At 31.5% G+C, this 2,187-nt stretch carries 4 protein-coding genes; all 4 read right to left on the bottom strand.

The window, feature by feature from the left end:
• Positions 1-150 precede the first annotated feature (150 nt).
• Complete coding sequence (locus tag VLM92_RS05560; protein WP_325275360.1) at positions 151-435, bottom strand: hypothetical protein; 285 nt, start codon at positions 433-435, stop codon at positions 151-153.
• A 71-nt stretch (positions 436-506) separates the two neighbouring features.
• Positions 507-1,418: a hypothetical protein gene (locus VLM92_RS05555; protein ID WP_325275359.1), complete on the bottom strand. Its 912-nt coding sequence runs from the start codon at positions 1,416-1,418 to the stop codon at positions 507-509.
• A gap of 15 nt (positions 1,419-1,433) precedes the next feature.
• A complete protein-coding gene (locus VLM92_RS05550; protein ID WP_325275358.1) occupies positions 1,434-1,721 on the bottom strand; it encodes a hypothetical protein in 288 nt (95 codons plus the stop codon).
• Positions 1,722-1,738: 17 nt separating this feature from the next.
• Positions 1,739-2,187: hypothetical protein (locus VLM92_RS05545; protein ID WP_325275357.1), on the bottom strand; the 449-nt coding region annotated here is incomplete at its 5' end.

Genomic DNA, 2,187 nt, shown 5'->3' with positions numbered 1-2,187 from the left:
ATGCTTGTACCGGCTGTTTTAGGTATATGGATAAAAATACATTTATAATAGTGTGAAATCATATTTCAAAAATAGGTGAGGTGATAAGTAATTGCTTTTTTACCCGCCCCAATTCGTGGTATAAATTTATCAAGAAACTTTTCCAGTTCTTCAATAATCCTCATCTAATTTGTCTTCCCACTTACTATATTTTTTGTCTATTTCTGCTACCGTTGTAAAATTTTCTTTAAATTGAGGGGCTAAAATCATGGTGTGTAGTAGACCTGATTTTTCCGCATCCCTCAAAAAGTCATAAATTTCTTTAAGTTCTTTAGTGGAATAATTTTTTCTTAAACACTCAATAGCAGCATAGTCTCCACATTTATAGGTCATTTTGTAAGCTGTTAAGAGCTTGTTGACATACTTCTGCTTTTTAAGATTATTGAAAAATCCCATTCATCTCTACCAATCCTTATTAAATATCATCACTTTTTCGCAGGATGTAATAAGAAAAAATAAGGACAACACTAATTATTTTGTTTCGTTAAATCCTTCCTACTAAAATTTAATATCACCGTTTTTGATCGATCAGGATTCATGTTATAAACATAATTGTCTTCTATTATATTTGATTTTACTAAATAAATATCAGCTACAAAGTTTTTAGAATTATCAACTTTTGGAACTTCAAAAGGAATACAAGATTCAAGGCTTTCGCCAGGTTTTATTTCTCTGCCAATATTTATAGCTTTAGGGGTTTCTTTGAATCCAGAGTTCAATTTGAATGGATAATTATGTTTATTGCTAAACTCATCATTATAATATGATATTTCCAGTAACCTTTTACTTATGGGAGCAAATACTTGTCCTTCAGTAATATTTTTTATTATTATGTTAACACATAATACATTATCAGATAGAGTCTTTCTCTTCTTGCCAGATAAATAGAAATATTCTCTTTGTTCAAGTTGTTTAATCCCAACCGACTTTACAATGATATTAATTCCCTCAAAATCCAATGATTGATTAATAGTTACTGTATGGGCCGCTATGGCTTCCTTCCTTTCAGCCTCAGCCCTTTCAGCCTCAATTTTCTTTTTTTCTAATGATGTAGCATAAGTTTTTTTCAGTAAATTCTCGTAATCCTCTTCATTATTAATTTTAAAAGAGGTTAATGCCTTTTTTGCTTCTGGATCTTTATTCGCTGATTCCCATCCTGCGGCAGCCGCCTTTTTGAAAGAAGCATTATCATTATTTTTAAGTGCCGCGTGGGCTAGTTCAGTATAAACCTTTGGATCAGCTCCAGTCCTTTTAGCTTCCACAAACCTTGAATCCCAATCTTTGGTATTTAAAGCAGGTGCACAAGAATTTGTTATTATAATGAAAATGATAAAGACTATATTGTAAAATTGATTATATTCCTTAAATGAACTTTTCATGATTCCGCCTTCCATTCATGCAATCTTATTCTTAACAGTTTGGGGAAATCCCGCTGTTATCAACAAATGTTTTTTGGCTAAATTGGTAGTGACAATATCATTTTTACAACTTCTTATAAAAACTGAAAAAACCTCTCTATACTTTATCTCCCAGACATTAGATGTTTTGCCTGATGTAAAAAGCATTGCTAAGTTTTTCTCCCCTGCTAAAAGTTTAATGTCGTCTGCTTTTTTTAAATCAAAGAAGAAAATATTATTAGCAAACCCACTTGTTGCCATTCCTAGGCATAGAACTATGGCCAAAATAGAAAGTATTGGTTTCATGGTTGATCCTTACTTAGAGATTGATTATTGGCTTCTTCAAGGATTTTTCTTTTCAATACTTCAGTTAATTCTGTTGGTGGATTTTTCATAAGTTCCTGACATTGAAAATGATATTTATTTATGAGTATGGAAATATTTTCATTACTATGATCAGCTTCTTGTTTCATCTTTTTTATATATATATCAAATCTTGCATTAGTTACTTCGATCGCTAAGTCTTTGCTTCTACCCTCGTTTGCTAATAACAAAGAGTATAACATCGCATCATTCTCTAACTGGCGATAAGTATTTGCGGTTTTATTCTCATCCGAGGCTTTCATTGCATAATAAACAAGCTCATAATAAGCAGCACATTCAGCATACTGAATTGCAATGTTATCCAAATTTTTATCAATTTTCTGAGTTTCTTGGCTAAAGACTTGTGAGGGAAAAACAAAAAACAGGG

The sequence above is a fragment of the Romboutsia sp. genome, from assembly GCF_035470145.1.
GTDB lineage: Bacteria > Bacillota > Clostridia > Peptostreptococcales > Peptostreptococcaceae > Romboutsia_D.
This window is presented reverse-complemented; position numbering and strand designations above follow the sequence as displayed.

What these genes read in the sequence shown, in the direction of transcription:
- VLM92_RS05555 (WP_325275359.1), bottom strand. Translation starts at nt 1,418, where the DNA reads ATGAAAAGTTCATTTAAGGAATATAATCAATTTTACAATATAGTCTTT.
- VLM92_RS05560 (WP_325275360.1), bottom strand. Translation starts at nt 435, where the DNA reads ATGGGATTTTTCAATAATCTTAAAAAGCAGAAGTATGTCAACAAGCTC.